Genomic DNA, 23,265 nt, shown 5'->3' with positions numbered 1-23,265 from the left:
GCTGCCGTCAGATCACCCCCTCCGGCAGGTCATAGCGCACAAAGGCAAAGGCGCTGCCATCCGGCGCCCAATTCGGCACATTCATCGTGCCTTGGCCGCCGATCATCTCCAGCAAAACCTCACGGTTCTGCCCATCCGGACCTGCCCGGCCAATCGCCACCGGCACATCGGCCGGGTGGCCTTGGGTGCCGGGCGGATAGGCCAGCCAGATCAAGTGCCGCCCACAGGGCGAGGGATGTGGAAACCAGTTCACCGCCTGATCGGAAAACAGCCGCTGCTGACCACAGCCATCGGCCCCCATCACCCAGATCTGGGCATGGCCCTGCCGGTCGCAATTGTAATAGATCCGCGCCCCATCCGCCGCATAATCAGGCCCGTCATGGTGACACCCGCCCAGGGTCAGCCGCCGTTCCTCGCCCCCTGCCAGCGTCAGCGCGCAAAGATCGACATCCCGACCACCACCGCGCACCGCCGCATAGACCATCGTCTTTCCATCCGGCGACCAGCCATGCCACCAACTGTGCGCAGCGGGCGAGATCAGCCGCGGCACACCCCCCGCCGCAGGCACCAGATAGATCTCGGCCCCAAGCCCGCGATGATGCGACGACACCGCATAGCTTTGGCCATCGGGCGCAATTCCGTGGTCGTTGTTCACGCGCGTCAGCCCCGCCAGATCCACCGGCACCAAGGCGGGCGCGTCCAGCGGCACGCGAAACAGCGCGCCCCCGCCGTTCACCAGCAGATACCGCCCACAGGGCGACCAGTTCGGCGCTTCGATCCGCTGCTCGGCCGTCAGGATCACGCGCGCCGCCCCCCGGCCCATCTCCCACAGGCAAAGCGCCGATTTCACTCCTTTGCCTTGGGCGTCAACAGCCGCTTGGGCCGCAACGCCTCGGCCGCCTTGAACAGGCCAAAGCTTTGGTTGACGTAATTCACCACGCCCGAAACCTTGTCGATATAGCTTGACAGTTCCGGCGTTTTCTCGGCCTCGATCACCTGCACCGGGCGACTGGGGTCGGTGCCCTCGAACTGGCAGTAAAACAGCGGCTCGCCCCGGCGCAGGATCAGGTCTTTCTCCGGCTCGTGCCACTCAAACGCCCACATCAGGGGGCGCGGCCAGACATTCAGCGGAAAGCGCCCGCCAAAGATCGTGCCCGGCATCGGGTCTTTGCGGTAATGCATAAAGGCCGAAAGCTGCGTCACATAGCACAGCTCATCGGCAATGAAACAATAGGGCAACAGCAACTGCACCGTGGGGCGGTCGGGGTAACGCCACTCGGATTCCTGCACCAAGGTGATCACCTCGGACAGCTTGTTCGTCCGCACGGCACTGGCCGTGCCGGCCCGGTTCACCAAGACCGCCTTGCCCTTGTCATCGCGCTGAAACCCCAAATGAATGTCATAGGGGCACTTCACCATGAAAAACCGGCTTTCCAACTGCACCACGGCCGGGCAGCGGCTGGCACTTTTGGCATGGGTCTTGTTGGTCTGGCGAAAGCTGACCCGTTCGGGCGCGTCAAACAGCACGGCCCGCTTGTCTTCCATCAAGAACCAACCCACAGTCAGCGGGCCCGACTCCGGCCCATCCAGCGGGCGGTCAAAGGTGACGTTGAATTCCATATCCTGCCTCGGCGATCTGCTTTGATTTGCGCGCGTTTCTGGCAGGGTCGGCCTTTCGCCCCGCGCCGTCAAGAACCGCTGTCACCCCGACACCAGCTTGCGCAGCGCGCGTATCCTTGCCGCATCGGTCTGCCGCGCTACAGGAGGCGCAAAGCCCAAAGCCACCGCAGGCCCCGCCTGTGCCACAGGGCTGGCGCACGAGGCATGGATCTCGGCATATCCCACCCCTGCCAAGGCCCCCACCGTTTCCGGACCCACCCCCGCACCCGGCATAATCACGATCCGCCCCGCGGCCGCTTTCACCAGTTGCGCCAGCAGCCCTGCCCCCTCGGCAGCCGTCGGCGCAAGGCCCGAGGTCAGAATTCGCTGAAACCCCAGATCAATCGCCATCTCCAGCGCCTCAAACGGATCAGGCACCAGATCAAAGCAGCGGTGCAGGGTCAGCCCCAGGCCGGCCGCCTGCCCCACCAACTGGCCCAGTACCTCCCGGTCCAGCCGCCCGTCGGGCAGGCTGGCCCCCAGCACAACCCCCGCCAGCCCGGCCGCCCGCGCGGCCGCGATATCGTGGCTCATCACCGCCACCTCATCGGATGACCAGCAGAAATCGCCCGCCCTTGGCCGGATCATCGCAAAAACCGGCACAGCCGTCTTGGCCGCAAGGACCATCAGTCCTGCCCCCGGCGTCAACCCACCCAAAGCCAACGCCGCGCACAGCTCAATCCGGTCCGCTCCAGCCGCCACTGCCACAGCCAGTCCGGCGGCGTCATCGACACAGACCTCCAGCCGCACGTTCATCCAAAGGCCTCCAGCCCCGCTTCGGCCGCGCCAATCAGGCCCGGCTCGGGCTGGCACAGCGCAGGCACCACCAGCGGGGCCGCACTGGCGCGCAAGATCATCTGGCGCACCCGCCCGTCCAGCGCCGCCAACAGCGCGTGATCATTGGCAAGGCCCCCACCCGCCGGCAGAACGCTGGCCCCCACCACATTCACCACCACAGCCAAAACCGGCGCGATCAGCGCCAACCAGCGATCAACCGTCGCCACTGCCCCCGGCTCCTTGGCACGCCATCCCGCCAGAATCTCCACCGACCCGGCCTCTGGCTGGCCCAAGGCGCGGTGCAACGCCTCTAACCCACGCGCCCCGCAAACCGCATCGACACAGCCGCGCAAGCCGCAGCCACAGGGAAAATCAAAGGGCGGCGGCAAGATCGGGCCATGCCCCCATTCCCCGGCATAGCCGCCCGCGCCCTGCACCAGACGCCCCGCCATCACCAGCCCGCCGCCGACCCCGGTGCCCAGAATGATGCCGAACACCGTGCCATGCCCACGCCCCGCCCCTTGCCGCGCCTCGGCCAGCGCAAAACAATCGGCATCGTTCAGCACGAGGCACGGCAGGCCCAGCGCCTGCTGCACCTCATGGGCCAGCACCCGGCCATCAGCGCAGGGAATATTGGCCACTTTGATCCGCCCGGTTTCCGGGGCCACCACCCCGGCAATCGAAATCGCCACCCCGCGCAGATCATGCCCCTGTGCAAAGCCGCGCAAGGCCGCGACAAAGGCCCCGAAATCGGCCACCGGCGTCGCCACCTCGCCAAGCGCGCGCAGCCCGGCTGTATCGGCCAACCCTGCCTTGATCCGCGACCCGCCAATGTCAAAACACAAGATCACGTCGATCCCCCACCCCAAGGTCCATCCCTCAAGGCTTGACACCCCGCCCCCCGCACCGCAAGAGGCTGAAACCCACCCGCAAAGGAGTATCCCATGGCCGATGACCGCCTGATCGTAGCCCTTGACGTGCCCAATATCGTCACCGGGCTGGACCTTGCCACCCGCATCGGCGATGCCGTCAGCTTTTACAAGATCGGCCTTGGGATGCTGACAGGCGGCGGCCTTGCCCTTGCCAATGAGTTGAAACAGGAACACGGCAAGCGCATCTTTCTGGATATGAAGCTGTTTGACATCGGGGCCACAGTCGAGGCGGCGGTGCGCGGGCTGGTGCAATATGATCTCGACTTTCTGACCGTGCATGGCGACCCCCAAGTGGTGCGCGCCGCAGCCGAAGGGCGCAAAGGCTCGGGCACCAAGATCCTTGCCGTCACCGTGCTGACCTCGCTTGACCGCGCCGACCTGGACGCCAACCTGATCGTGCCCGGCGATATCCACGACATCACGCTGGAACGCGCCGCCCGCGCGCTTGAGGCCGGGGCCGATGGCGTGATCGCCAGCCCGCAAGAGGCCGCCGTGATCCGCGCCCTGCCACAGGCTGCGGGCAAGCTGATCGTCACCCCCGGCGTCCGCCCGATGGGCGCGGCAACGGGTGATCAGAAACGGATCGCCACCCCGCATCAGGCGATTTCCGACGGTGCCGACCATATCGTCGTGGGCCGCCCGATCTGGCAAGACAAAGACCCCGCCGCCGCCGCCCGCCGCGTTCTGGCCGAACTCCCAACCAAATAGGCGCAGGTCGGGCTTCAGCCCGACTCTGCTTCAATCAATCCGTGCAATGGGTTACCGCTTGGTAAATACCAAACGCTAACCCATTGATTTTACGTCAAGGAAACTAGTTATCGTTGATGTCGCGGTCCCAGACCTTGACCTGGCTGGCCCGGATACCCATCCACCGCCGCAGCCCCAACCACGCCCCCAGCGACGCCAGCGCAAAAACCAGCAGCAACAGCGGCAAACTGCCGCCCAGCAGCCCCACGCCCAGCCCGATGCCCACAATCAGCGCCCCGATGGCAAAGCCCAGAAAGATATAGCCGGGCACGATGACTTCGAGCACGCCCAGCGCAAAGCCTGCAACGATCCAGACCCACCAGACCGCCCACATCAGCCGCGCCCTTTCAGCATCTTGAAGGCATCGGCAAAAGCATCAAGTGCCTGTGCAGGAACAAGGATGGTCTGTTTGCCCGTGCCCGCCGCCACCTTGGACAGCGCATCAACCTGCGCCAGCGCCAGTTGATACTGCGCCGCCTCTAGGCCGGATTCCTTGATTGCCACCGCAATGGCACTGGTTGCATAGGCCTCGGCATCCGCGGTGATTTTCTTGCCTTTGGCCTCTTGCTCGGCGGCATAAAGCGCGGCATCCGCCGCCAGTTCCACCGCGCGCCGCTTGCCCTCGGCCTCGGTCACTTGCGCGCGCCGTGCGCGTTCGGCATTCAGCTGTTGCAGCATCGCGGCCCGGGTCTGTTCATCCAGATTCACATCCAGAATCTCGGCCCGCGTCACCTCTACCCCCCAGTCATCGACCATCGCTGTCACCTGCTCGCGCACCCTCTCGATCAACTGGCTGCGGTTGGACTGCACCTGATCCAGTTCAATCTTGCCGATCTCAGACCGCACGATCCCCGCAACGGTGGTGGCAATCGCCGCATCCACATCGCGGATGCGATAGACCGTCTTTTCCGGTTCGGTGATGCGGTAGAACACGCTGGTTTCAACCTTGACCAGCACGTTATCGGCCGTGATCGCATCCTGGCTGGCGGTGGGAAGCTGACGTTCCAGGATCGAGATTTTATGCGCCACACGATCAAGGAAAGGCACGACAAAGTTGATGCCCGGCCCCAGCACCGACCGCAGCCTGCCAAACCGTTCGACCACATGCTTTTCCGACTGCGGCACGATCCGCACCCCCAGAAAGATGCACAGGATGATGAAAAAGGCGATGGCCAGAAACACCGCATTGCCGCCAATCAACTGGTCGAGGGTCATGCCAAAAAATCCCTTGGGCTAATCCATGTTTTGCCCAAGATGGTCGGTTCTGGGCAACAGCGCAAGGCATCGAACAATCTTGCGCCCAAACTGCGCAAACCAAAGAACCCTGCGCGCGATTCGGGGATACGGGGGAGTTTCTTTCACGATTTGGCGGATTGCGTATGATTTATTGCAAAGCAAATGAAAACCACGGCAGAATTTGCCAAGAAATTCCGGTTTTTCCGATGCATCTATTGCCCCAACCCACTCTGCGCGAAAGGTTCTTCCATGAAGGTTGTCATCCTCGGCTCTGGCGTCATTGGCACCACCACCGCCTATCAACTGGCCAAGCAGGGGCATGAGGTTACGGTGATCGACCGCCAGCCTGCCGCCGCCATGGAAACCAGCTTTGCCAATGCTGGCGAAATCAGCCCCGGCTATTCCGCCCCCTGGGCCGCCCCCGGTATTCCGCTGAAAGCGCTGAAGTGGATGTTCATGGAACATGCGCCCCTGATCATCCAGCCGCGCCCCGACCCGGAAAAAGTCCGCTGGATGGCGCAGATGTTGGGCAATTGCACCACCAAGGCCTATCAGGTGAACAAGGGCCGCATGGTGCGTTTGGCCGAATATTCGCGCGACTGCCTGACCGAGATGCGGCAAGAGGCGGGCATTGCCTTTGACGAGCGTCAACAGGGCACGTTGCAACTGTTCCGCACCCAAAAGCAGGTTGATGGCGCCGCCAAGGATATCGAGGTGCTGCAACAGGGCGGCGTTCCGTTTGAAGTGCTTGATGTGAACGGCTGCCTTGCCGTTGAACCCGGCCTTGCCCATGCCCGCGACAAGATTGCCGGTGGCCTGCGCCTGCCCAAGGACGAAACCGGCGATTGCTTTAAGTTCACCCAAGGGCTGGCGGCCAAGGCCGCTGATCTGGGGGTGGTGTTCCGACATGGCGTGACGATTGACCGGCTGGTTGTCGAGGCTGGGCGCATCACGGGCGTGGCGACCTCGGCCGGTTTGTTCACCGCCGACAGCTTTGTGCTGGCCTTGGGCAGCTATTCGCCGCGGCTTGCAAAATCGCTGGGCATCCGCCTGCCGGTCTATCCGGTCAAGGGGTATTCGATCACCGTGCCGATCGTCGATGCCGACCGCGCCCCGGTGTCAACCATCATGGATGAAACCCACAAGATCGCCATCACCCGGCTGGGCGACCGCATCCGCGTGGGTGGCATGGCCGAAATCGCGGGCTTTGACCTGAGCCTGTCGGAAAAGCGCAAGCGCACGCTGGTGCATTCGGTGGAAGACCTGTTCGGCGGGGCGGGCGACCAGTCGCAGGCCAGCTTCTGGTGCGGTCTGCGCCCGATGACACCCGACGGCACGCCGATCATCGGGCGTTCGCCCATTGCAAACCTGTTCCTGAACACCGGCCACGGCACTTTGGGCTGGACGATGGCGGCCGGATCGGCGCGCGTGCTGGCCGATGTCATGTCGGGCCGCGCGACCGAGATCGAAAGCCGGGATCTGGGCTTTGCCCGCTATCAAAAGCCGGGCCGTCGGGCCAGTGCGGCCCCGGCCGCCGCGCCCGCTGCGGCCTGACCTTGCCGCCGGGGGGTGCAAATCCCCCCGCACCCCGGCTTTGCCAAGCCCGGCTTTCCCAAGGGGGGGTTGGCCTGCTAATCTGGCGCCATCATGCCCAGCCTGTGCCGCGATTGCCTGACCACCTTTGACACAGCCCCGCCGCGCGGGCGCTGCCCGGCCTGTCGCAGCCCGCGTCTGCTGTCGCACCCTGAACTGTTCGATCTGTCGATCGCCCATATGGATTGCGACGCCTTTTACGCCAGTGTCGAAAAGCGCGACGATCCCAGCCTTGCGGCCAAGCCCGTCATCGTGGGCGGCGGGCAGCGCGGCGTTGTGTCAACCTGCTGTTATATCGCACGGATCAAGGGTGTGCGGTCGGCCATGCCGATGTTTCAGGCGCTGAAGCTGTGCCCCGATGCCGTGGTGATCAAGCCGCGGATGCAGGCCTATGTGCAGGTCAGCCGCCAGATCCGCGCGATGATGGAGGAGCTGACCCCCGCCATCGAACCCCTGTCGCTGGACGAGGCCTTTCTGGACCTGACCGGCACCGCCCGGCTGCATGGCGCACCACCCGCAGTGATGCTGGCCCGGCTGACCAAGCGGATGGAGGATGAGTTGGGCCTGTCAGGCTCGGTCGGGTTGTCGCATAACAAGTTTCTGGCCAAGATCGCCTCGGATCTGGATAAGCCGCGCGGTTTTTCGGTGATCGGGCAGGCCGAGACAGCGGCCTTTCTGGCGCAAAAGCCGGTGCGCATCATCTGGGGGGTGGGCACGGCCACCCAAACCGCGTTGGAACAGGCGGGCATCCGCAGCATTGCCGATCTTTTGCGCTGGGATCACAGCGATCTGACGGCGCGCTTTGGCCAGATGGGCGACCGGCTGTGGCACCTTGCGCGCGGGCAGGACAGCCGGCGTGTCACGCGGGATGAAAAGGTAAAGTCGATTTCAAAGGAAACCACCTTTGGCGAGGATACGTCAGACCCTGATCTGTTGCAGGGGCATCTATGGCGGCTGGCCGAACAGGTGGCCGACCGGGCCAAGGCCCGGCATCTGGCCGGGCGCACCGTGACGCTGAAGCTTAAGACCAGCGGCTTTCAGCAGATAACCCGCCGCCATGCCCTGCCTGACCCGACACAAATGGCCGACCGCATCTTTCGCATGGCGCAAGAGTTGTTCACGCAGGCGGGCCATGCCGGGCCGTTCCGCCTGATCGGGGTCGGTATTTCAGACCTGACCCCCGAAGATCAGGCTGACCGCGCACCCGACCTGCTGGACCCCGATGCCGCCAAACGTGCCGCCGCAGAGCGCGCCACCGATGCCATTCGCGCCCGCTTTGGCGACAAGGCCATCATCAAGGGCCGCGCCCTGCGCTAAGCCCGGCTTCCCTGCCCGCCTTACCGGAAACAGGGCAAAGCCAAAGCCTTGCCCTGCTTTCACACCGTCAGCGTGCCAGAATCGCCGCAACCACACGATCGGCCGCATCTTCGGCCGACAGTTCAACCGTGTTGACCACCATTTCAGGACTTTCCGGGGCCTCATAGGGGCTGTCGATGCCGGTAAAGTTTTTCAACTGCCCCGAGCGTGCCTTTTTATACAGGCCCTTCACATCTCGGCTTTCGGCCACTTCCAGCGGCGTATCCACATAGACCTCAAGGAACTCACCCTCGGCCATCAATTCGCGCACCATCCGGCGTTCCGACCGGAAGGGCGAGATAAAGGCCGTCAGCACGATCAGACCCGCGTCAGTCATCAGCCTGGCCACTTCGCCCACGCGACGGATGTTTTCCACCCGGTCGGCATCGGTAAAGCCAAGATCGCGGTTCAGCCCGTGGCGCACGTTGTCGCCATCCAGCAAGAACGTGTGCTTGCCCATGGCATGCAGCTTTTTCTCGACCAGATTGGCGATGGTCGATTTGCCCGACCCAGACAGGCCGGTGAACCAGACCACCGCAGGCTTTTGGGTTTTCAGCGCGGCATGGGCCTCGCGGTTCACATCAACGGCCTGCCAATGGATGTTCTGGCTGCGCCGCAGGGCAAAGTGAATCATCCCCGCCGCCACCGTGGCATTGGTCATCCGGTCAATCAGGATGAACCCGCCCAGATCAGGGTTTACCGAATAGGACTCAAACGGAATCGGTCGGTCGGTCGAGATATTGACCACCCCGATCGCATTCAGCGCCAGCGTGCGCGAGGCCGTATGTTCCAGCGTGTTGACGTTCACCTCGTATTTCGGCTCGGTCACCGTGGCCGTCACCGTTTGCGTTCCGATCTTCAAAAGATAGGGCCGCCCCGGCAGCATCTCGGCCTCGGCCATCCAGACCAGCGTCGCCTCGAACTGATCCGCGACTTCGCACGGCTCATCTGCTGCCACGATCACATCGCCGCGCGAACAATCCACCTCGTCGGCAAAGGTCAGCGTGATCGACTGGCCGGCAACCGCCACGTCCAGATCGCCGTTATAGGTGACGATCGACTTGACCGTGGTTGTCCGCCCCGAGGGCAGCACCCGGATCGCATCGCCAGGCCGCACCACACCCGACCCGATCTGCCCGGCAAAGCCCCGGAAATCAAGGTTAGGCCGGTTGACCCATTGCACCGGCATGCGGAACGCCCCGTCCTGCATCCGCGAGGTGTTGATCTCGGCCTCTTCCAGATGCGCCAACAGCGACGGCCCCTGATACCAGGGCATTGCGGCACTGCGCGTCACGATATTGTCGCCCTTCAGCCCCGAAATCGGAATCGGCAAAAAGCTGTCCATCCCGATCTGCTTGGCAAAGTGGCTGTAGTCCTTGACGATCTCATAGAACCGCTCGGCGGAATAGCCGACCAGATCCATCTTGTTCACCGCCAGCACGATGTTGCGGATGCCCAGCAGGTTGACCAGATAGCTGTGGCGCCGTGTCTGCGTCAGCACGCCTTGGCGCGCATCAATCAGAATCACCGCCAGATCGGCGGTCGAGGCGCCTGTCACCATGTTGCGGGTGTATTGTTCATGCCCCGGCGTATCGGCGACAATGAACTTACGCTTGTCGGTGGCGAAAAAGCGATAGGCCACGTCGATGGTGATGCCTTGCTCACGCTCGGCGGCCAGTCCATCGACCAGCAGCGCAAAGTCGATCTCGCCGCCCTGGGTGCCAACCGATTTCGAGTCTTTTTCAAGGCTAGCAAGCTGATCTTCGAAGATCATCTTCGAATCATACAGCAGGCGGCCAATCAGCGTCGATTTGCCGTCATCCACCGACCCGCAGGTGATAAAGCGCAGCATCGTCTTGTGCTGGTGCTTGTGCAGATAGGCCTCGATATCTTCGGCGATCAGTTGGTCGGCAATGTAAACGGGGTCTTTGTCTTGGGCGGTCATCAGAAATACCCCTCTTGCTTTTTCTTCTCCATGCTGGCGGCCTGATCGTGGTCGATCGCGCGGCCCTGACGTTCCGATGTGGTCGTCAGCAGCATTTCCTGAATCACTTCCGGCAGGGTCTTGGCCTCTGATTCCACGGCCCCCGACAACGGATAACAGCCCAAGGTGCGGAAACGCACCGACCGCATCACCGGCACTTCGCCATCTGCCAGCGGGAAACGTTCATCATCGACCATCAGGATCAGGCCATTACGCTCGACCGTCGGGCGCGGCGCACTGAAATACAGCGGCACGATGTCGATGTTTTCCAGATGGATATATTGCCAGATGTCCAGCTCGGTCCAGTTCGACAACGGGAAAACCCGAATGCTCTCGGTCTTGGACTTGCGGGTGTTATACAGCTTCCACAGCTCGGGGCGCTGGTTCTTTGGGTCCCAGCGATAATTGGCCGAGCGGAAAGAAAAAACACGCTCTTTCGCGCGGCTTTTCTCTTCATCCCGACGCGCGCCACCAAAGGCCACGTCAAAATTATGGGCGGTCAGCGCCTGTTTCAGACCTTCGGTTTTCCACATATCGGTATGCAGGCTGCCGTGGTCAAACGGGTTGATGCCCTGGGCCTTGGCCTCGGGGTTCTGATGCACGATCAGCTTCATGCCGGCCTCATCGGCGGCGCGCTGGCGCATTTCATACATCGCCTTGAACTTCCACGTCGTATCAACATGCAACAGCGGAAAGGGCGGCGGCGCAGGGTAAAACGCCTTTTTGGCCAAGTGCAGCATGCAGGCCGAATCTTTGCCAATGGAATACAACATCACCGGGTTTTCGGCATTGGCCACCACTTCGCGCATGATGTGGATGCTCTCTGCCTCAAGCCGCTGAAGATGGGTCAAATCAATTTGAGGGGTCATCTGTTCTGTTCTGGTCATTTTTTCGATGCTCTTTGTCGGTGAACCGATCCCTACGCGAAATTGCAGATTTTGCACAGCGATCCAATGGCAGAAGGCCAATCCGGGCAAAAGAAGGTGCTTTTTCCACCCGGATCGCGTTAAAAAAAGCACCCTTCTGCGCGCAATTCAGCCGTCAGAAAGGTTTTCAGCCAGACAGTGCCACGGCGGGAAAGCCGTCCTTTGCCCGCGCGGCCCAGGGTTGGGTTGCCCGGCTATTCCGCCGCCAGGGCCTGCCCGGGGCGGCCCACAGCGCAGATATCGCCGATCACATCGGCCAGGATTGCCTGAAAGGTGGCAAAACCGGGCAGTTTTTCGATCGTCGCTTCGTTCATATACAGGCTGCGGTCGATCTCGACCTGAACGGCATGAAACCCGCGCGACGGGCGGCCATAGGTCTGGGTGATAAAGGCCCCGGCAAAGGGCGTGTTGCGGCTGACCCGCAACCCGGCCCGCACAAAGGCGGCTTCGATCTGGTCCATCACATCGGGCGAAACCGTGGCCCCAAACCGGTCGCCCAGCACCACATCGGGGCGCGGCATGCCGGGGCGCGTGTGGCTTTCCAGCGCCTCATGCGGCATCGAATGGAAATCGACCAGCACAGCCATGCCGAATTCGCGATGCGATTCACCCAGCAAGCGGTCAAGCCTTGCGTGATAGGGCCGCCAGAACCGGGCGATGCGCGCCTCGGCCTCATCGCGCGACAGCTTGCCCCGATAGATCGAGCGCCCCCCAGCCACAACGCGGGGAATCACCCCAAGGCCCGAGGCTATGCGCGGGTTATGCCCGTTGCGCCCCACCCCCTCAACCACCGCGGGGTCCAACTCATCGCAGCCGCGATTCAGGTCGATATAGGCGCGCGGCGCCCGCGCCAGCATCAACGGCGCCCCCAGTTGCGGCGCCACCGACACCAGTTCATCAACAAAGGCATCTTCCGAAGACCGGATCACCCGCCGATCCAGAACCGAGGCGCGCAGAAAATCTGCCGGATAATCGCGCCCACTGTGCGGCGAGGCCACCACAACAGGCGTCGTCCGACGCGCGGGAAGGGTCAGGATATAGGCCTCGTTCTGCATGGCACCTCCGCAATGGCTTGGTTATAGCGGGCTTTCCCGATTTGCCAAAACCTTCCTTCGCGGCAGGGCTGCATCTGGTTTTGCGCCAAAACCCCTGCGATACCCCCTTGCAGGCCCCGGCGACTCTGGCTATAGACCCCCGCACACCGGCGCTGGCTGGCATCGCCTGATCTTTTCGGGCAGGCCAATCAGCTTTGGGCAAAGTGGGCGGTTAGCTCAGCGGTAGAGCACTACGTTGACATCGTAGTGGCCACTGGTTCGATCCCAGTACCGCCCACCATTTCACCGCCCCCAGTCGGGGGCATCTGTTTTTAACTGGCGCCCGGTGCGCCGCGACAAGAGGAGACGACCATGAAGGTTGCAAACTCGCTCCGTTCGCTGAAAACGCGTCACCGCGATTGCCAGGTCGTGCGCCGTAAAGGCCGCGTCTATGTGATCAACAAGACGCAAAAGCGTTACAAGGCCCGTCAGGGTTGAACTGAACCCGACGAAAGCCTTCCGTTCAATAGAACGAGGGACGTGAAAGGGCCGCAGCGGGCAACCGCGCGGCCCTTTTCCTTTTCGGACGTGCCGTGCCCGCTTTCGACGTCTCACCTTGTTGCACAGGCCAGCCATGCACCCAAACCCCGCCTTTCGCCAAAACCCCGCCGATCAGAACCTTGCGCTTGCGCGCCAGGTCGGCTTTGGGGTTCTGACAATCAATGGACCCGATGGCCCGTTGGCCTCCCATATCCCCTTTCACCTGTCACCCGATGGCATGTCGGCAGATCTGCATCTGGCCCGGTCCAATCCGATCGCCCGCGCCGCAGGTGCGAATCCCGCCCTGTTGGCCGTTCAGGGGCCGCAACATTACATAAGCCCCGATTGGTATGGCCCGCATGATCAGGTGCCCGATCAGGTGCCGACATGGAATTACATCGCCGTCCACCTGCGCGGCACGCTGCACCCCTTGCCGGGCGATGACCTTGAACCACATCTTGACGCACTGACCGCCGAGCACGAACAGCGCCTCTTGCCCAAGACACCGTGGACCAAGGCCAAAATGACACCCGAAGCCATGCCAAGGATGATGCGTATGATCCTGCCGTTCCGGCTGCGCATCACCGATGTGCAAGGCACATGGAAACTGAACCAGAACAAGGCGCCCGACATCCGCGCCCGCGCCGCGGCGGCCCTGTCGGCACAAACCGGGCTGCCGCAAGCCCACCAGATTGCCAAGCTGATGCACCGTGATCTTGGGTAACGCCATTCCCCTGCGCGCCGCTACGCCGGATGACATCGCCGCGATCGAGTCTCTGCTGGCGCGGTGCTATCCGGTGCTGATGGCGGCGGCCTATCCGCCTTCGGTGCTTGATCCTGCCCTTCCCGCCATGCTGCGCGCCAATCCGGCTTTGGTCGGTTCCGGCCTGTTCTGGCTGTATCACGAGGATGCCAAGATTCTTGGTTGCGGTGGGATCAGCCTGACCACCCCCGGCAGCCAGACCACCACTCCGGGCCTTGCCCATATCCGCCACTTCGCCGTCGATCCGAACCATCAGGGCCGGGGCATCGGAACGTCTCTCTTTCGTCAGGCCTCCCGCACTGCGGCCACCCTTGGGGCCAACCGGCTGCAAGCCCTCTCCAGCCTGAACGCCGAAGCCTTTTACGCGGCCATGGGGCTTGTGCGGATCGCCACGCGCGCCATTGCGATGGGCCCCGGCCCCGCCTTTCCGGTCATTGTGATGGAAGCCGATCTTCCCATCGCCTGACCGGTGGCCCGCCATCCCGTGCCATGGCGGCCTGCAAAACATTGATTCCACGGCTTTTCCATCAGGCGCTGCGCCCACGGCCGCAACTGATGCAACGGGGCCTTCCCCCCGCAGTTTGATTGGACAGCCCCCTTTTCGCCGCCTAAGCTGTGCCCGCCCCAGCTTTGAGGTTGCGATGCCCCTGCCCCTTGCCCCGCTTGTTCCGCTTGCCCTTCGCCTGGGCGTCGTTGCCGCTGTCGGCTATGCCGCCAAACGTGCGCTGGCGGCCCGCACCTGGCCCGGCCGCACCGATCAGCGCGCCGAAGAAGCACTGGACGATCTGGCAGAAGGCGTTACAAGCCACAGTCCAAAAGACGCGCCCGGCCAGCACAATGCCGGCCTGCGCCTGCGCCGCACGCTGCGCTTTCGTGGCAAAAGTTATGATCTCGACGCCGGGCTGATCGCCCGGTTCCGCCTGAAGGAAACCGAATGAAACTGTTCCACTCGCCCACCTCGCCCTATGTCCGCAAGGTTCTGGTCCTGATCGCCGAGGCGGGCATCGACGGAATTGAGTTGGTCGCCGCCTCGGGCACCCCCGTTGCCCCCGACAGCGGCGTGATCGAGCGCAACCCCCTGGGCAAGATCCCCGCCCTGTGCCGCGACGACGGCCCCACGCTGTATGACAGCCGGGTGATCTGCCAGTTTCTCGACAGCGAAGCCGGCAACCGCTTTTACCCCTCCGGCGCGCGGCGCTGGGATACGCTGACGGTCGAGGCCACCGCAGACGGGATTCTCGATGCGGCCGTGCTGATGGTCTACGAATCGCGCATCCGCCCCGAGGACAAGCGCTTTGCCCCGTGGGTCGAGGGCCAATGGTCCAAGATCGACCGCGCCCTTGATGTGCTGGAAACGCGCTGGATCGACCATCTGAACGGCCCGCTTGACATGGGCCAGATCGCCACGGGCTGCGCGCTGGGCTATGTCGATTTCCGGTTGAACAGCCGCGACTGGCGCAAGACACGGCCCCGGCTGGCCGCATGGTTCGCCGCTTTTGCCGCGCGGCCCTCGATGCAGGCCACCATTCCACCCGCGTGATGCGCGCTGGCCGCGGGTTTCGCGGCCCGGCCACCCCCGCCTAAGCCGCGGCTGGCCATCGGGAATCGCGGCATTTTCGCCCATTGCCTTGCCGCAGCGACAATTCCGCGACAATCTGGCACAGAACAGGCCCTTCAATCCTTGATGCGCCCGTTTGTCCGCTGGACGTAGGCCCCTAGCTTGTCTAAAAGCCGCCCGATAGGGTTATGGGCAACCATGGCCCCAACTGTCTTATGGGTCGTGTTTGATGCGGCCTCGAAAGGGAGAATATCTCGTGTCCCACGCTGAAGAGAACGCAGGCACCCGCAGGGATTTCCTGTATTACGCCACCGCCGGGGCCGGGGCGATTGCCACCGGTGCTGCCGTCTGGCCGCTCGTCAACCAAATGAACCCCTCGGCCGATGTTCAGGCCCTGTCGTCGATTTTTGTCGATGTTTCGGGCGTTGAAGTTGGCACCCAGTTGACGGTGAAATGGTTGGGCAAGCCGGTCTTTATCCGCCGCCGCAGCCCCGAAGAGATTGAGGCGGGCCGTGCCGTCACGCTGGATGATCTGTCGATCGACCGGTCGGCCGAAAACGCCAACAAGCCGGGCGCCGATGCCTTGGATGCCAACCGCACGCTGGACGAAGCCGGCGAATGGCTGGTGATGATGGGCGTCTGCACCCACCTTGGATGCGTGCCGCTGGGCGATGGCGCCGGTGAATTCGGCGGCTGGTTCTGCCCCTGCCACGGCTCGCACTACGACACCGCTGGCCGCATCCGCAAAGGGCCCGCACCGCGCAACCTGGACATCCCGGTTGCCGCTTTCGAAGATGAAACCACCATCAAGCTTGGCTGAGGTATAAAACATGGCCGGAATTCCGCACGACCATTACGAGCCCAAGTCGGGCATGGAGAAGTGGCTGCACAGCCGCCTGCCGATCGTGGGCCTGATGTATGACACATTGATGATCCCCACGCCCAAGAACCTGAACTGGATGTGGATCTGGGGTATCGTCCTGACGTTCTGCCTTGTCTTGCAGATCGTCACCGGCATCATCCTTGTGATGCACTACACCCCGCATGTCGATCTGGCCTTTGCCTCGGTCGAACACATCATGCGCAACGTGAACGGCGGTTACATGATCCGCTATATCCACGCCAACGGCGCTTCGCTGTTCTTCGTGGCCGTTTACCTGCACATCTTCCGCGGCCTCTACTACGGGTCATACAAGGCCCCGCGTGAGGTGACCTGGCTGATCGGCATGATCATCTATCTGATGATGATGGGCACGGCCTTCATGGGCTATGTTCTGCCCTGGGGTCAGATGTCGTTCTGGGGCGCCACGGTGATCACCGGCCTGTTCGGCGCCATTCCCGGCATCGGGCCGTCGATCCAGACCTGGCTGTTGGGCGGCCCCGCCGTTGACAACGCCACGCTGAACCGCTTCCTGTCGCTGCACTATCTGCTGCCCTTCGTGATCGCGGCCCTGGTCGCCGTTCACATCTGGGCCTTCCACACCACCGGCAACAACAACCCCACGGGTGTTGACGTGCGCCGTGGCAGCAAGGAAGAAGCGGCGAAAGACACCGTTCCGTTCTGGCCCTACTACGTCATCAAAGACGTCTATGCTCTGGCCATCATCCTGGCGATCTTCTTTGCCATTGTCGGCTTTATGCCCAACTATCTGGGCCACCCCGACAACTACATCGAGGCGAACCCGCTGGCCACGCCCGCGCACATCGTGCCCGAATGGTACTTCCTGCCGTTCTACGCCATCCTGCGCGCCTTTACGGCGGATGTCTGGGTCGTGATCGCGGCCAACTGGCTGACCTTCGGCATCGTCGATGCCAAGTTCTTCGGCGTGCTGGCCATGTTCGGCGCCATCGCTGTCATGGCGCTGGCCCCCTGGCTTGACACATCGTCGGTGCGGTCGGGCCGCTATCGCCCGATGTTCAAATGGTGGTTTGTCCTGCTCTGCATCGACTTCATGGTGCTGATGTGGGTTGGCGCCATGCCGGCAGAAGAGCCCTATGCCACGATCTCGCTGATCGCCTCGGCCTATTGGTTCGCCTATTTCCTTGTCATCCTGCCGCTGCTGGGTGTGATCGAAAAGCCGCTGCCGCAACCCGCGACCATCGAAGAAGACTTCAATGCCCACTACGCCAAGCCGACCGCACCTTCGGGTGTGGCCCAACCGGCCGAGTGAGAAAGGAACTGACGCAAAATGATCAGGAAAATCACACTCTCTGCCACGGCTGCCCTCGCCCTTTCGGGCGGGGTGGCACTGGCCGCCGGTGGTCATTCCGAACTGACCGATCTGGCCTTCGCGCATGAAGGCCCCTTCGGCAAGTTTGACCAGATGCAGCTTCAGCGCGGCCTTCAGGTTTACACCGAGGTCTGCGCCGCCTGCCACGGGCTGAAATTCGTGCCGATCCGCACCCTTGCGGATGAAGGCGGGCCAGCCCTGCCCGAAGATCAGGTCCGCGCCTATGCCGCGTCGCTGTCGGAAATCACCGACAAGGACACCGGCGAGGATCGTCCCCGTGTGCCGACCGACCACTTCCCGGTCTCGGGTCTGGAAAATGCCCCTGACTTGTCGCTGATGGCAAAGTCGCGGGCAGGGTTCCACGGCCCCTATGGTTCGGGCCTCAGCCAGCTGTTCAACGGTATGGGCGGGCCCGAGTATATCTACTCGATCCTCACCCATTACGAGGAAAACCCCGAATGCGCGCCGGACGGGATTGATGGTTACTACTATAACACCGCCTTCCCGAACGGTGGCGTGCCCGATAGCTGCAAGGATGAGCACGGCATCTCGACCGTTCCTGGCAGCTGGATCGCCATGCCCGAGCCGCTGTCGGACGATCTGGTGACATATGCCGACGGCCACCCGGCCACCATGGAAAACATGTCCGAAGACGTGTCGGCCTTCCTGCTCTGGGCCGCCGAGCCCAAGCTGATGGCCCGGAAAGAGGCTGGCTTCAAAGCGGTGATCTTCCTGATCATCCTTTCGACGCTGCTGTATCTGACCAACAAAAAGCTGTGGGCCGGGATCAAGGGCAAAAAGCTGGCCTGATCGCCCCGCACAAGCATAAAGAAACCCCGCCAACAGGCGGGGTTTTTTCATGGGCCGTCATCCGCCCAGATAGGCCTGCAAAGCGGGCGGCGGGTTCTCAAACAGCGCCGCCGTGGCGCGCGGCGGTTGGGCCACGCCATCGGCCACCAGAATGGTCTGATCGGCAAAGGCCAAGGCGTCCTTTGGGTCATGTGTCACCATCAGCACCGTTGCCCCGGCCTCGCCCGCCACCTCTTGCACCAGCGCCAGCATCTCGGCCTTTAACGCCGGCCCCAGCGCAGCAAAGGGTTCATCCAACAGCAGCAGGGGCCGCGCCCGCAGCAAGGCCCGCGCCAAGGCCGCCCGCCCCATCTGCCCCCCAGACAGGGCACCCGGCCTGCGCGCGCCCGTCCCGGCCAGCCCAACGCGGCCCAGCGCCGCGTCAACCTGCGCCTGCTGCTGCGCCGACAGCCGCAAATCCGGCCGCAGGCCCAGCCCAAGGTTCTGCGCCACCGTCAGATGCGGAAACAGGTTCTGATCCTGAAACAGAACGCTCAGCGGCCGCGCCCCTGGCAGCACCCGCGCCAGATCTTGCCCCGACCACAGCACCCGCCCCTGCACCGGCACCAAAAAGCCGGCAATCACCGACAGCAGGGTCGATTTGCCCGCCCCCGATGGCCCGATGATCGCCACCCGCGCCCCTGCGGGCACCTGCCAATCGGCGGTCAGGCGAAAGCCATCCTGTTCGATCACCACCCGGTCAAGATGCAGCATGTCGCCTCCCCAAGGCATCAAAGGCCCAGAACAGCGCAAAGCTGACCAGCACCAACACCAGCGCCGCCCCCATCGCCTGATCCATCCGATAGGCCCCCATCAAGCGTTGCACCACCAGCGGCAGGGTCGCTTCCCGATCACCCGCAAACAAGGCGATCACCCCCAGATCGCCCATCGAGAACGCCATGGAAATGCCGGCACCAAAGCCCAAGGGCCGCGCCAGACGCGGCAGCACCAGCCAGCGCAGCCGCGCCCAGCCCCGCAGGCCCAGCGACTCGGCCAAGCGCCCATAATCGGCCAGCATCGCCACCGCCTGCGGCAGCAACAGCCGATAGACAAACGGCAGCGTCAGAACCGCATTCACCAGAATCGTCACCGGCAGCGCCGCGCGTGACGGGATCATCAAAGGCTGCACCAGCAGAAACAACCCCACCCCCAGCACAAGGCCCGATGTCGCCAGCGGCAAAACCGCCACCAGATCCATCACCGCCGCCCCGCGCCCCCGCGCAGCCACCGTCAGCGCCAGGGCCAAGGCCGCCGCAACCGTGACGAGTGTTGACATCAGCGCCACCGAAACCGACCGGCCCAGCGCTGCCCAGACCGTCTCGGGCAGCAGCAGCAATCCGGGCATGCCGCGCATCACCACCGCCCCCAGCGGCACCAACAGAAAGGCCGCCGCCAATCCGATCACCAGCATATCGCCCCAGCACCGCCAGCCCCCCGGGCCCGGAATCATCGCCAGCCGCCCCATCCCCGCTCCAAAGGCCGACGGCGTGGCCCAGCGCCAGCCAAGCCCCGCCGCCAGCAGGCACAGTCCAAACTGCACGGCCGCCAGCACCCCCGCACGGCCCAGATCAAAGTCGAATTTCACCGCCTGATAAATCGCCAGCTCTACCGTCGTGGCCCCCGGCCCCCCGCCCAAAGTCAGCGCCACGGCGAAACTGGTCAGGCAGATCACAAAGATCACCACCAGCGCCCCCGGCACGATCGCCATCAGCATCGGGCGCTCGATATGCCAGAACATCTCGCGCGGGCCAAAGCCAAGCGACTGCGCCAGACGAAACCGCTCGGCCGGGATGGCCTGCCACCCCTGCACCAGCATCCGCACCGCCAAGGGCAGGTTCAGGAACACATGCGCCAGCACCACACCATGCGCGCCATACAGCGAAAAGGCGGGCAGACCCAACGCCGCCAGCAGGTCATTCAGCACCCCCGACCGGCCAAAGACGGCGACCAGACCCAGCACCGCCACGATCACCGGCAGAATAAAGGGCGCGCCCATCAGCGCGATCAGCAGCCCCCGCCCCCAGAACCGCCGCCGCACCAGCGCCCGCGCCACGGGCACCGCCAGACCGCAGGACAGCGCCGCCGACAGCAGCGCCTGTTGCACGGTGAAAACCACCGCCTCCCAATCGCCGGGGCCAAAGCCCGGCCACCCCCCGGCGCGCAGAAATACCGCGCCAAGGGGCAACAGGGTCAGCGCCGCAACACAGGCCGCGACGCCAATCCCGATCATTGCGCCAGCGCCGCGCGCCATTCCTCGATCACCGCCTCGCGCTGCGCCTCGGCCTCATCCTCGGTCAGGAACAGCACCTTTTCCGGCAGTGGCAGCGCCGCCCAGCCCTCGGGCCACTGATCCTTTGGCAGCGCCGATGGCAGCGACCAGTTCGCCGCCGGGATCATCGTCTGAAACTCTGCCGACAGCACCCAGCCCATGAACTGATCCGCCAGCGCCGGCTGATCCGTGCCCGCAATCTTGCCCACCGTTTCGGCCATGAAATAATGCCCCTCGGGGAAGATCGCGGCCTTCTTGGTCAGGTCATTTTCGGCAAACATGTGATAGGCGGGCGAGGTGGTATAGCTCAGCACCATATCCGCCTCACCATCGGTGAACAGGCCATAGCTTTCCGACCAATCCTTGGTCACGGTCAGAATATGCGGCGCCAGATCGGCCCAGAAGGCCCCGGCCTGATCGCCATAAACCGACTTGACCCACAGCACCAAGGCCAATCCCGAAATCGAGGTGCGCGGGTCTTGAATGACCACTTTCATATCATCGGGCAGGTTGCGCATGTCGTCAAAACTGGCAGGCGGTGCCGCCATCCGCGTCTCATCATAGATGAACGCCGTATGGCCCCAGTTGAACGGAATGAACGTCTCATCCGGCCAGGCCACCGGCAGCGTCAGTGCCGCCAGATCCTGCCCATGCGGCGCAAACAGGCCCGTCGCCCGCGCCCGCGCCAGCACATCGGTGGTCAGGCCGATCACCACATCGGCTTCGGTCCGCTCGCCCTCCAGCAACAGGCGCGGCAACAGATCGCCCGTCGAAAATTGCAGATCACAGGCGCAGATCGCCTCAAAGCCCTTCTCGATGGCCGGGCCCGGCCCCCATTCGCTGGTGAAATAATCGCCCGCATAGACAGTCAGCACAGGTTGCTCCGCCATGGCCGGAAGGGCCATCAGGGAAACACCAGCCGCAAGGATCGAAGTTTTCATGTCTTCCTCCAGTTGCGACGGAACAGGTCGGGCATAGGAGGTCATCCACGGCACCTTCCCTCCGCCGGTATGATCCGGTTCAGGTTCAACGGGTCCGCTTTCGCATCTCAGCCTGCTGCCGCAGGCACCCCGAGGTAGCGCGAAAGATAACGCCCCCCGCAGCAGGGGCAAGGGCCAATCGTGCGCCCCCGCCACCGGCCAAAAAACCGCCAAAGGCATCCAAACCCGGCGCTGCGACGTATCTTTCAGGTAAGCCAATGCCAAACCCTGCAAGGATGACCCAATGAACACCCTGAAAACACTGCGCGCCCTTTCCCTGATTGCCCCCCTTGGCATCGCCGGAATGGCACAGGCCGACATCGCCATCCGCTTTGACGAAGGTGCGCCGAAAGACCGCTTTACCCTGACAAACACGGGGGCCTGCGCCATCACCGATACTGCGCTGACGCTGGATCTGGGCAGCGCGCAGGGCAAGCTGATCTTTGATGTCACAGCCCAAGGCGCGGGCGTGCAGGTGTTCCAGCCCTTTGAACTGACCGCAGGCGGCAGCGCCCTGACCACCACCCCGCAGGTGACAGACGGTCAATCCACCCTTCGGCTTGAAATCGGCACCCTGCCCGCCCAGGCCGCCATCGCCTTTACCATTGATGTCGATGACACCTTGGGCCAGCGCGAAATCACCGTCGCAGGGGCCGAGATTGCAGGCGCCACCGTCACCCTGACCCAAGGCGACACCACCACAACCGCGCGCTTTTCGGCAGATGCCACCGCCACCCTGCCGCAACCCGATTGCCCGGTCTGACACGGTTTCAGACTATTTTCTTCACAGTCTTGAACGCCCGCCACCGATGCCCACTTACCGCGGTGGTCCGGGCCCCTCTGGCAACGCTCGTTGCGATGTCGGACCAAACGAATATCCCGTAATCCCTTGACTGTCGGAGACCAGATTGGACTGGATCTATGTGCTGGGCGGCCTGATCGCCCTGTTCTTTGGGGGCGAGGCCCTTGTGCGCGGCGCGGTGGGCATCGCCCGCAGGTTGGCGATCCCGCCGCTGCTGATCGGCCTGACGGTTGTCGGCTTTGGCACCTCGACCCCTGAACTGCTGGTGTCGGTCGATGCAGCCCTTGGCGGCGTGCCCGATATTGCCATCGGCAATATCGTCGGGTCGAACATCGGCAACATCCTTTTGATCGTGGGCCTGTCGGCACTGGTCTGGCCGATCCGCGTCATGGGCGGCACCCTGCGGCGCGACACCACCGTGATGATGGCCGCCGCAGTGGCCCTGTTGCCCCTGTTCTGGATGGGCGAAATCAGCCGCCTGTCAGGGGCCCTGCTGTTTGCTGCACTGATGGGCTATCTGATCTGGGCCTATCGTCACCCCGGCCCCGAGGCGGACGAAGAAGACACCAGCCCGCTGCTGCCCCTGTGGCAAACCGCGCTCTGGGTGGCCTTTGGCCTTGGCGCGCTGATGCTGGGGGCACGCTTTCTGGTGGACGGGGCGGTGAACATCGCCCGCGGCATGGGCGTGTCCGAGGCATTCATCGGCCTGACCATCGTCGCCATCGGCACATCCCTGCCCGAACTGGCCACCTCGCTGATCGCCGCCCTGCGCAAACAATCGGAAATCGCCATCGGCAATATCGTCGGGTCCAACATCTTCAACGTGCTGGGCATTCTGGGTGTCACGGCCATGGTGTCGCCCATCCCGGTCGCCGACCGCTTTTTCAGCTTTGACCTGCCGGTGATGATCGCCATGTCAGCCGTGCTGACCGCGCTGTTGCTGCTGCGGCCTCAAATTGGCCGGATCAGCGGGCTGGCGCTGCTGGTGGCCTATGCGGCCTATGTCTGGGCGGCGCAGGGCTAAGCCCC

At 63.5% G+C, this 23,265-nt stretch carries 25 protein-coding genes, 1 tRNA gene and 1 riboswitch; of the genes, 14 read left to right on the top strand and 12 right to left on the bottom strand.

Going from position 1 to position 23,265, the window contains the following annotated elements; all coding sequences use genetic code 11:
• Positions 1-7: 7 nt before the first annotated feature.
• The 4 genes from V3C85_RS02640 to V3C85_RS02625 form a co-directional block, all read right to left on the bottom strand.
• Positions 8-850 carry a TolB family protein gene (locus V3C85_RS02640; RefSeq protein WP_331793518.1) on the bottom strand — a complete coding sequence of 281 codons (843 nt, stop codon included), beginning with the start codon at positions 848-850 and terminating at the stop codon, positions 8-10.
• Entirely contained in the window at positions 847-1,620 is a 774-nt protein-coding gene (locus V3C85_RS02635) for a hypothetical protein (RefSeq protein ID WP_331793517.1), read from the bottom strand. Before V3C85_RS02635 ends, V3C85_RS02640 begins: the two co-directional genes overlap by 4 nt.
• Before the next feature lie 81 nt (positions 1,621-1,701).
• A complete protein-coding gene (locus tag V3C85_RS02630) occupies positions 1,702-2,415 on the bottom strand; it encodes a copper homeostasis protein CutC (RefSeq protein ID WP_331793516.1) in 714 nt (237 codons plus the stop codon).
• The gene (locus V3C85_RS02625) at positions 2,412-3,329 is read right to left on the bottom strand and encodes an ROK family protein (RefSeq protein WP_331793515.1); all 918 of its coding nucleotides are present in this window, start codon (positions 3,327-3,329) and stop codon (positions 2,412-2,414) included. Before V3C85_RS02625 ends, V3C85_RS02630 begins: the two co-directional genes overlap by 4 nt.
• 51 nt (positions 3,330-3,380) lie before the next feature.
• Between V3C85_RS02625 and pyrF the strand changes: the two genes are divergently transcribed.
• Positions 3,381-4,076 (top strand): orotidine-5'-phosphate decarboxylase, encoded by a 696-nt coding sequence (pyrF, locus tag V3C85_RS02620; protein WP_331793514.1) that lies wholly within the window; start codon positions 3,381-3,383, stop codon positions 4,074-4,076.
• Positions 4,077-4,179: 103 nt separating this feature from the next.
• Here pyrF and V3C85_RS02615 read toward each other — a convergent pair whose 3' ends face one another.
• Positions 4,180-4,452: an NfeD family protein gene (locus tag V3C85_RS02615; RefSeq protein WP_331793542.1), complete on the bottom strand. Its 273-nt coding sequence runs from the start codon at positions 4,450-4,452 to the stop codon at positions 4,180-4,182.
• A complete protein-coding gene (locus tag V3C85_RS02610; RefSeq protein WP_331793513.1) occupies positions 4,449-5,330 on the bottom strand; it encodes an SPFH domain-containing protein in 882 nt (293 codons plus the stop codon). The genes V3C85_RS02615 and V3C85_RS02610 overlap by 4 nt, the downstream gene beginning before the upstream one ends.
• 270 nt (positions 5,331-5,600) lie before the next feature.
• On the opposite strand from V3C85_RS02610, the gene V3C85_RS02605 reads away from it, so the two are divergent.
• Both V3C85_RS02605 and V3C85_RS02600 read left to right on the top strand, forming a co-directional pair.
• Positions 5,601-6,905, top strand: a complete 1,305-nt coding sequence (locus tag V3C85_RS02605) for a D-amino acid dehydrogenase (protein ID WP_331793512.1) — start codon at positions 5,601-5,603, stop codon at positions 6,903-6,905.
• Between the two features lie 93 nt (positions 6,906-6,998).
• The gene (locus V3C85_RS02600; RefSeq protein ID WP_331793511.1) at positions 6,999-8,261 is read left to right on the top strand and encodes a DNA polymerase IV; all 1,263 of its coding nucleotides are present in this window, start codon (positions 6,999-7,001) and stop codon (positions 8,259-8,261) included.
• 67 nt (positions 8,262-8,328) lie between these two features.
• Here V3C85_RS02600 and cysN read toward each other — a convergent pair whose 3' ends face one another.
• The 3 genes from cysN to V3C85_RS02585 all read right to left on the bottom strand — a co-directional run bounded on the left by cysN (position 8,329) and on the right by V3C85_RS02585 (position 12,265).
• Complete coding sequence (cysN, locus tag V3C85_RS02595) at positions 8,329-10,245, bottom strand: sulfate adenylyltransferase subunit CysN (RefSeq protein ID WP_331793510.1); 1,917 nt, start codon at positions 10,243-10,245, stop codon at positions 8,329-8,331.
• Positions 10,245-11,171, bottom strand: a complete 927-nt coding sequence (cysD, locus tag V3C85_RS02590; RefSeq protein ID WP_445941967.1) for a sulfate adenylyltransferase subunit CysD — start codon at positions 11,169-11,171, stop codon at positions 10,245-10,247. The genes cysN and cysD overlap by 1 nt, the downstream gene beginning before the upstream one ends.
• A 233-nt stretch (positions 11,172-11,404) precedes the next feature.
• The gene (locus V3C85_RS02585; RefSeq protein WP_331793508.1) at positions 11,405-12,265 is read right to left on the bottom strand and encodes an N-formylglutamate amidohydrolase; all 861 of its coding nucleotides are present in this window, start codon (positions 12,263-12,265) and stop codon (positions 11,405-11,407) included.
• Positions 12,266-12,470: 205 nt separating this feature from the next.
• Between V3C85_RS02585 and V3C85_RS02580 the strand changes: the two genes are divergently transcribed.
• The 9 genes from V3C85_RS02580 to V3C85_RS02540 all read left to right on the top strand — a co-directional run bounded on the left by V3C85_RS02580 (position 12,471) and on the right by V3C85_RS02540 (position 18,146).
• Positions 12,471-12,545, top strand: a tRNA-Val gene (locus V3C85_RS02580).
• Between the two features lie 71 nt (positions 12,546-12,616).
• Positions 12,617-12,742: a type B 50S ribosomal protein L36 gene (gene ykgO / locus V3C85_RS02575; RefSeq protein WP_023666132.1), complete on the top strand. Its 126-nt coding sequence runs from the start codon at positions 12,617-12,619 to the stop codon at positions 12,740-12,742.
• 136 nt (positions 12,743-12,878) lie between these two features.
• Positions 12,879-13,508: an FMN-binding negative transcriptional regulator gene (locus V3C85_RS02570; RefSeq protein ID WP_331793507.1), complete on the top strand. Its 630-nt coding sequence runs from the start codon at positions 12,879-12,881 to the stop codon at positions 13,506-13,508.
• Positions 13,495-14,013, top strand: a complete 519-nt coding sequence (locus tag V3C85_RS02565) for a GNAT family N-acetyltransferase (protein WP_331793506.1) — start codon at positions 13,495-13,497, stop codon at positions 14,011-14,013. The genes V3C85_RS02570 and V3C85_RS02565 overlap by 14 nt, the downstream gene beginning before the upstream one ends.
• Positions 14,014-14,188: 175 nt before the next feature.
• The gene (locus tag V3C85_RS02560; RefSeq protein ID WP_331793505.1) at positions 14,189-14,485 is read left to right on the top strand and encodes a hypothetical protein; all 297 of its coding nucleotides are present in this window, start codon (positions 14,189-14,191) and stop codon (positions 14,483-14,485) included.
• Entirely contained in the window at positions 14,482-15,087 is a 606-nt protein-coding gene (locus V3C85_RS02555; protein WP_331793504.1) for a glutathione S-transferase, read from the top strand. Before V3C85_RS02560 ends, V3C85_RS02555 begins: the two co-directional genes overlap by 4 nt.
• A gap of 274 nt (positions 15,088-15,361) precedes the next feature.
• Positions 15,362-15,925, top strand: a complete 564-nt coding sequence (petA, locus tag V3C85_RS02550) for a ubiquinol-cytochrome c reductase iron-sulfur subunit (RefSeq protein ID WP_331793503.1) — start codon at positions 15,362-15,364, stop codon at positions 15,923-15,925.
• 10 nt (positions 15,926-15,935) lie between these two features.
• Positions 15,936-17,276 (top strand): cytochrome b, encoded by a 1,341-nt coding sequence (gene petB, locus V3C85_RS02545; protein ID WP_331793502.1) that lies wholly within the window; start codon positions 15,936-15,938, stop codon positions 17,274-17,276.
• A gap of 18 nt (positions 17,277-17,294) precedes the next feature.
• Positions 17,295-18,146, top strand: a complete 852-nt coding sequence (locus V3C85_RS02540) for a cytochrome c1 (protein ID WP_331793501.1) — start codon at positions 17,295-17,297, stop codon at positions 18,144-18,146.
• A 57-nt stretch (positions 18,147-18,203) separates the two neighbouring features.
• On the opposite strand, the gene V3C85_RS02535 is transcribed toward V3C85_RS02540, so the two are convergent.
• The 3 genes from V3C85_RS02535 to V3C85_RS02525 are packed head-to-tail and all read right to left on the bottom strand — an operon-like array spanning position 18,204 to position 21,395.
• Complete coding sequence (locus tag V3C85_RS02535; RefSeq protein WP_331793500.1) at positions 18,204-18,899, bottom strand: thiamine ABC transporter ATP-binding protein; 696 nt, start codon at positions 18,897-18,899, stop codon at positions 18,204-18,206.
• The gene (locus tag V3C85_RS02530; protein WP_331793499.1) at positions 18,886-20,436 is read right to left on the bottom strand and encodes a thiamine/thiamine pyrophosphate ABC transporter permease ThiP; all 1,551 of its coding nucleotides are present in this window, start codon (positions 20,434-20,436) and stop codon (positions 18,886-18,888) included. The genes V3C85_RS02535 and V3C85_RS02530 overlap by 14 nt, the downstream gene beginning before the upstream one ends.
• Entirely contained in the window at positions 20,412-21,395 is a 984-nt protein-coding gene (locus tag V3C85_RS02525; protein WP_331793541.1) for a thiamine ABC transporter substrate-binding protein, read from the bottom strand. Before V3C85_RS02525 ends, V3C85_RS02530 begins: the two co-directional genes overlap by 25 nt.
• Positions 21,396-21,434: 39 nt before the next feature.
• Positions 21,435-21,537: riboswitch (TPP riboswitch) on the bottom strand.
• Between the two features lie 141 nt (positions 21,538-21,678).
• Here V3C85_RS02525 and V3C85_RS02520 point away from each other — a divergent pair.
• Complete coding sequence (locus V3C85_RS02520) at positions 21,679-22,197, top strand: aggregation factor core (protein WP_331793498.1); 519 nt, start codon at positions 21,679-21,681, stop codon at positions 22,195-22,197.
• 145 nt (positions 22,198-22,342) lie between these two features.
• Positions 22,343-23,260 (top strand): calcium/sodium antiporter, encoded by a 918-nt coding sequence (locus tag V3C85_RS02515; RefSeq protein ID WP_331793497.1) that lies wholly within the window; start codon positions 22,343-22,345, stop codon positions 23,258-23,260.
• Positions 23,261-23,265 lie beyond the last annotated feature (5 nt).

The sequence above is a fragment of the Pseudotabrizicola sp. L79 genome, from assembly GCF_036553525.1.
GTDB lineage: Bacteria > Pseudomonadota > Alphaproteobacteria > Rhodobacterales > Rhodobacteraceae > Pseudotabrizicola.
This window is presented reverse-complemented; position numbering and strand designations above follow the sequence as displayed.

Coding starts and splice junctions, on each gene's coding strand:
- V3C85_RS02635 (WP_331793517.1), bottom strand. CDS start 1,620: ATGGAATTCAACGTCACCTTTGACCGCCCGCTGGATGGGCCGGAGTCG.
- V3C85_RS02630 (WP_331793516.1), bottom strand. CDS start 2,415: ATGAACGTGCGGCTGGAGGTCTGTGTCGATGACGCCGCCGGACTGGCT.
- pyrF (WP_331793514.1), top strand. CDS start 3,381: ATGGCCGATGACCGCCTGATCGTAGCCCTTGACGTGCCCAATATCGTC.
- V3C85_RS02610 (WP_331793513.1), bottom strand. CDS start 5,330: ATGACCCTCGACCAGTTGATTGGCGGCAATGCGGTGTTTCTGGCCATC.
- V3C85_RS02605 (WP_331793512.1), top strand. CDS start 5,601: ATGAAGGTTGTCATCCTCGGCTCTGGCGTCATTGGCACCACCACCGCC.
- V3C85_RS02600 (WP_331793511.1), top strand. CDS start 6,999: ATGCCCAGCCTGTGCCGCGATTGCCTGACCACCTTTGACACAGCCCCG.
- cysN (WP_331793510.1), bottom strand. CDS start 10,245: ATGACCGCCCAAGACAAAGACCCCGTTTACATTGCCGACCAACTGATC.
- cysD (WP_445941967.1), bottom strand. CDS start 11,171: ATGACCAGAACAGAACAGATGACCCCTCAAATTGATTTGACCCATCTT.
- V3C85_RS02585 (WP_331793508.1), bottom strand. CDS start 12,265: ATGCAGAACGAGGCCTATATCCTGACCCTTCCCGCGCGTCGGACGACG.
- ykgO (WP_023666132.1), top strand. CDS start 12,617: ATGAAGGTTGCAAACTCGCTCCGTTCGCTGAAAACGCGTCACCGCGAT.
- V3C85_RS02570 (WP_331793507.1), top strand. CDS start 12,879: ATGCACCCAAACCCCGCCTTTCGCCAAAACCCCGCCGATCAGAACCTT.
- V3C85_RS02560 (WP_331793505.1), top strand. CDS start 14,189: ATGCCCCTGCCCCTTGCCCCGCTTGTTCCGCTTGCCCTTCGCCTGGGC.
- V3C85_RS02555 (WP_331793504.1), top strand. CDS start 14,482: ATGAAACTGTTCCACTCGCCCACCTCGCCCTATGTCCGCAAGGTTCTG.
- petB (WP_331793502.1), top strand. CDS start 15,936: ATGGCCGGAATTCCGCACGACCATTACGAGCCCAAGTCGGGCATGGAG.
- V3C85_RS02540 (WP_331793501.1), top strand. CDS start 17,295: ATGATCAGGAAAATCACACTCTCTGCCACGGCTGCCCTCGCCCTTTCG.
- V3C85_RS02535 (WP_331793500.1), bottom strand. CDS start 18,899: ATGCTGCATCTTGACCGGGTGGTGATCGAACAGGATGGCTTTCGCCTG.
- V3C85_RS02530 (WP_331793499.1), bottom strand. CDS start 20,436: ATGGCGCGCGGCGCTGGCGCAATGATCGGGATTGGCGTCGCGGCCTGT.
- V3C85_RS02525 (WP_331793541.1), bottom strand. CDS start 21,395: ATGAAAACTTCGATCCTTGCGGCTGGTGTTTCCCTGATGGCCCTTCCG.
- V3C85_RS02520 (WP_331793498.1), top strand. CDS start 21,679: ATGAACACCCTGAAAACACTGCGCGCCCTTTCCCTGATTGCCCCCCTT.